This is a genomic window from Halobiforma nitratireducens JCM 10879 (assembly GCF_000337895.1).
GTDB classification, from domain to species: Archaea; Halobacteriota; Halobacteria; order Halobacteriales; family Natrialbaceae; genus Natronobacterium; species Natronobacterium nitratireducens.
In genome coordinates this window covers 1-4,549 of record NZ_AOMA01000092.1, presented here as the reverse complement: position 1 = coordinate 4,549, position 4,549 = coordinate 1, and the positions used below count along the sequence as shown (strand labels likewise).

At 49.9% G+C, this 4,549-nt stretch carries 4 protein-coding genes, 1 tRNA gene and 1 pseudogene; 1 reads left to right on the top strand and 5 read right to left on the bottom strand.

Annotation, left to right across the window (positions count from 1 at the left end):
* The first annotated feature begins 816 nt into the window (after positions 1-816).
* Positions 817-1,353: a hypothetical protein gene (locus tag C446_RS18720; protein WP_006672850.1), complete on the top strand. Its 537-nt coding sequence runs from the start codon at positions 817-819 to the stop codon at positions 1,351-1,353.
* Between the two features lie 16 nt (positions 1,354-1,369).
* On the opposite strand, the pseudogene C446_RS09385 reads toward C446_RS18720, so the two are convergent.
* The 5 genes and pseudogenes from C446_RS09385 to C446_RS09365 all read right to left on the bottom strand — a co-directional run.
* Positions 1,370-1,762: pseudogene (locus C446_RS09385) on the bottom strand (tyrosine-type recombinase/integrase); the annotation flags it as partial.
* Between the two features lie 199 nt (positions 1,763-1,961).
* A complete protein-coding gene (locus C446_RS09380; RefSeq protein WP_049920133.1) occupies positions 1,962-2,663 on the bottom strand; it encodes a hypothetical protein in 702 nt (233 codons plus the stop codon).
* Positions 2,664-2,670: 7 nt separating this feature from the next.
* Positions 2,671-3,294, bottom strand: coding sequence for a hypothetical protein (locus C446_RS09375; RefSeq protein WP_152419416.1), 624 nt, complete (start codon positions 3,292-3,294; stop codon positions 2,671-2,673).
* Positions 3,295-3,809: 515 nt separating this feature from the next.
* Complete coding sequence (locus C446_RS09370) at positions 3,810-3,995, bottom strand: hypothetical protein (protein ID WP_006672846.1); 186 nt, start codon at positions 3,993-3,995, stop codon at positions 3,810-3,812.
* A 319-nt stretch (positions 3,996-4,314) separates the two neighbouring features.
* A tRNA-Pro gene (locus C446_RS09365) sits at positions 4,315-4,385 on the bottom strand.
* Positions 4,386-4,549 lie beyond the last annotated feature (164 nt).

Below are 4,549 nucleotides of genomic sequence, written 5' to 3'. Positions count from 1 at the left end.
TCACACTATCCACCGGATTTCTCTGACTGGTAGTCACAACGATATCTAGTCAGACGGCGCTACACTCTGCTAAACTAGAACGGATGCCCCGATGTAAGGGGTCCGTAGTCGATGTTGTCTTGACACTGCTGGCGATCGAGGTCGGACTCATCGAGGTCTGTACGTACGACTGTTTGATCTCCGTCCGCTCCGATAGGACAGCACAGCGTAACGATCACCGGGAGATCGTCCAGAGAAAATGAAGAGGAGTAAACTACGCCACCGGGTGGACTTGCGGCTTCCACGGCATTTCTCTTTCACCCAAGAGAACGAACCGCTTCCAATCGTCGAACCACTTTATCAAACAGAATCGAATCGTCGAGCCCTCCTCGTAGCTTTTCTGCCGGCCAGTAATGATCTGTCAAAGAACATTGGGAAAGATAGCTACCGATAGCACCTGCCAGCACTACGGGTAGATATGCAATTGCGACGAGTCGCACGATTCTTCCAGCACCACCACTCATTGTCACTGTCGAACTGTTTGTTAGCTAATTGCAGGCGGTAAGCCTCCTTCCTCAAGGAGCAACGCAGGCCGAAGGCCGAGTAGCGCAGTAGGAAGAGAATACACCGCCGTCGTCGTTTGCCATGCATCTGAGATACCGGATCGAACGTTTCAGCTATGCGATACCGACATCGAGTATCGTCTCGACCTCGGCGTTACCGCTCGAGCGCGCAATATCTCGGCAATCTCCGACCCTGCTCGGCCCGTGTGCAGACTCGGGGAATCGGCTCTCGTCGACGCACAATCCTGAGAGCGACGGGACGGGAGATTCAGCAATGACGTATTTACTTTACAATCACGACGAATTGTACGATATGGGAGATAACGAGGACTCTGCGGAGGATATCGAGGAGTTGTTCGATGGAGTCGAATCGTCGGATCAGGAAGCAAGCAGTGACGATGGCGGATCTGGATATACGGCCGCATTCGAGGGGGAAACCGGCGCGGGGTCGGCAGGAGGTCACACGTCACGGACCACTTCGAACCGGTCTGGCACTGCTCAGGAGACGGACTGGACACCACTAATCGAGAACCTAAACGAAATAACGGAACTGGTCAAAGAATACTTTAAACAATCGCGAGAGAATAAGAAGATCGAGAATGAAGCGAAGGAACAACACTTCCACCATCAAAGACGAATCGTATACACAACGGCAGGAACGTTCTTGGTAGTAGTCGGAATCTCGGCGTATATGACCTCCGTAGATGCATTGAGCGGGGATGCATTCACTTTCGTACTCGGCACGCTATTTGGCGCAATCCTCACTTTCTTACAGAATATGATGGCAGAGAAAGGCAGTACAGAGAACTGAAAGTGGAATCCGTTCCAGCCGACGGCCACGGGGAACCCGTTACGCAGACCACTGCTTCGCAGTCCATCGTGTCACGATCATGTGGACACACACCCCAGTGGCAGGGCTGAGTCAGGATGTAGACCTCTCGCCGAATACTCGACTTCGAGGCTCTGGCGTTTGCACCCTTCTCAGTCGTGAACAGCGGCTCTCGTTCGGTAGAATCAGTCCGCTCAACACGGTTTATATCGATATACTCCTGTGCGCAATCGGCTACCTCTTGCTCGAGGGCCACCGGCCGTTCCCCCTCACGTTTGTTCTTCAGCGGTGTCTCTGACCGGTGTCAAAAGTAGACGAACGGGACCTCAACGGCCTCGAGTGCCGCCTGATCGATATCGTCCTGGTGGCGAAGTCGCTCGAGGTCGGATTCCAATGCTTTGTTGAAAAGCCTCTCTTAGAGTCTACTTCGTTGGTTTAGTGAATCTGAAGCTGAGGAGATAACCCTGCCATGAAAGTCGTACTCCTCTACTTCGTTCGATAGTGTAAGCTCCTGGCCAAATAAGCGTTAAAGCACGCGGGCGATCCCACTGTTCACATATCCGGATTAGATGATACCCTTGACGCTTCGTTCACACCTTTTCTTTGTCCGGGTCTGCCCTTTCATCCGATTCATGCTTTTCTCTATTGCCGTCCAACACCTCCATTGCTCGATCTCCAGATTCGTGTACAGATCCTAACTGTTCGTACGCCCCTCTGGCACAATCGTTTATTCGAGATTCTAACATGGGCAAAAAATCAGGTGTTTCTTCTCTCGATGTTTTTTCCAAGATATCGACAAGTTGCGCGTAGTGACCCAGTTCCAGCGGCTCTAACTGGTTTTGGTAAGCTCTAACCCGGGTATAATATTCAATCACTGCCTCCTGTTCATCCTCCTCCAAAAAACCGAGATTGTCTCTATGCAGTTCATACAGTTCGGTCGGTATGTGGATAAATTGAAGCAATGACAGTGCCTCGTTTAATCCTATTTCTTGAATCTCCTCAGCGAAGTGTTTGAATGTAACTTCTCGGGTCGTTCCATCGTCCTCTTCAATCTCGAACGCAGTCGGCCTACCTTGATCTATCTCGTTTCTCAAGGTGTTACGGACTTCTTGAGCACGTTTCTTCCGTTGATTATCTGTCTCTTCTCGTTGATGTTTTACTTCTTCATTCTTCGTTTTCTTTTGAAATCGATATACAACGTATGCACCAAATCCCGTGGTTAGAAGCGTCGAGAAAAGCCCTAAAAGATACGGAACAAGTGCAAACTCATTTCCTGCCGTCTGAAGAATCATGATCCACTCATTCGTCCTCTATCCCTTCACCCATCACTAGATTGACTAAGTTCCTGAACATTGGTTGAAACTGAACCGGTCGGAACTTGATATGTGGAACCCATTCCTCCAGATAGTATTCATCTACAGATTCTAAGCTTTCAACTCCCTCAAGCCCGTGTAACGGTTGTTCAGTGATATCCTCTTCAAGAGGTGATTCGTCTTCAGCAGACCGCTTGGGATGGCATATTATCGGGGGTAATGTCCCTCCTGCCTTTGAGACGACGCGAATCCGTACAGGACTTTCAGTGCTAAGGTAGATGATGAGCGGTTCGTTCGGTATCTTCTCGTGACTAATAATCTCCCAATTTTGGCGGAGATGGCGTAAAGTACCGGATCGAACAAGGTTCACAATGAATTCATCAGAGAATACTTCGTAATCATACCATCCCTCATTAAGATAGAGATCAACTTCCTTATAGACCATGCGACCATCATAGTTTTGGATTTCATTATACAGTGCTTTCCACCCCCAGAAAAAGTATCCAAAATCACCCATCGGAAGGCTACTCTGCTGGTCATCCTCAAATTGGATGTCCACAACGACCGTGTCATCTAACCCGATTTTTCCGTCGTTATATCTGAGTGCCATATCAACATGCAGGTTGTATAGCGCGATAAATCTTTTATAAAGAATGATGATGAATAATGTGCGGCCTTCCTGCGACACTAATTGGCACATATAATAAATTATTGTGTTGGATAGATGCTGAATCACAGTTAGAGTGGCTCACAGAGCGTTCTATATTTGAGATAGCGAACATGAGGACAATCTCACGGAATTGTCGATACCAGCCCAAAGTGAACCATCCAAATCCAAGAAGAGTGGCCACAGTCATACCGCCACGAGTTAGCGACACTCATCAAAAATGTTGCCGGAGAACGGGTTACACCGGGTGAACCTATAGTGACGATCTCCGCCGACGCGGGACGGTCGCTCAGGATTCGACCACGTGGCTAATGGACACCTTTGCGAGTGTATTCTCCAAGCTAGTTAGCAATATTATTAATCATATCTTATATCTCTTATTTGCGGATACGATTTCAGATAAGTCGTGTCCGATATGATTTCGACATGAGGCACGCCATACGGCGTGTCTTTGTGAACTACGACTCGAGAGCGTCGACAAGTTCGAGCTGCCATTCTCCGTCACCAGTACGCCGAACGTGTACGTGTTGATCCTCCCGAAGCTCTCCGTTTTCGTCGAGCAGTCCCTTGATGCGAAGATCGTCTTTCGGCAGCGTCACACCGAGTGAGTGTTGATCCAACTGTCGCAATTTGTTCAGTGCCATAGAGGGCGGGGAACTTACCTTGGTATAATGGTTGGTGACTATCGGTTTTGCCAAGGTATCACCAAGGCCCCACCAAGGTTTTGCGGACCCTTTTTACCCGACGTGTTACAGCCCGTGTCGTCCGTAGCTGTCCGAAACGTGCCGTCCGCAGTGAAGACACGTCGATCCGCTCCCAGTCGACGGCCGAGGCGCGACCGTCACGCCGACCACCCCCGAAGATACTGTTGACTACGTGGTAATATCCCAAAAGCGAGAGTTGGATTCTCAAGCGTTCAGAGGGCTGAGAATCCCAACGGATGAACACTTAGATGATTTCGAGTGGGACCGCCGAGAATTGAACTCGGGTCCTACGGACCCCATCCGCAGAGGATACCACTACCCCACGGTCCCGCGTCTTGACCGAGGGCCGTCTGCCGTTTAAGCGTGTCGTTTCGATGTCGGGCTGTTTCTCCGTTGCACATCAAGTGCTCCGTTGCGAGGTCATCTAATCCTCCTCTCAGGCGTTCACTCCACTGTTCTTCGTGAGACTTGTAGGGAATTGGACGCCGTCTTGC

Coding starts and splice junctions, on each gene's coding strand:
- C446_RS09380 (WP_049920133.1), bottom strand. CDS start 2,663: ATGATTCTTCAGACGGCAGGAAATGAGTTTGCACTTGTTCCGTATCTT.
- C446_RS09370 (WP_006672846.1), bottom strand. CDS start 3,995: ATGGCACTGAACAAATTGCGACAGTTGGATCAACACTCACTCGGTGTG.
- C446_RS18720 (WP_006672850.1), top strand. CDS start 817: ATGACGTATTTACTTTACAATCACGACGAATTGTACGATATGGGAGAT.
- C446_RS09375 (WP_152419416.1), bottom strand. CDS start 3,294: ATGGCACTCAGATATAACGACGGAAAAATCGGGTTAGATGACACGGTC.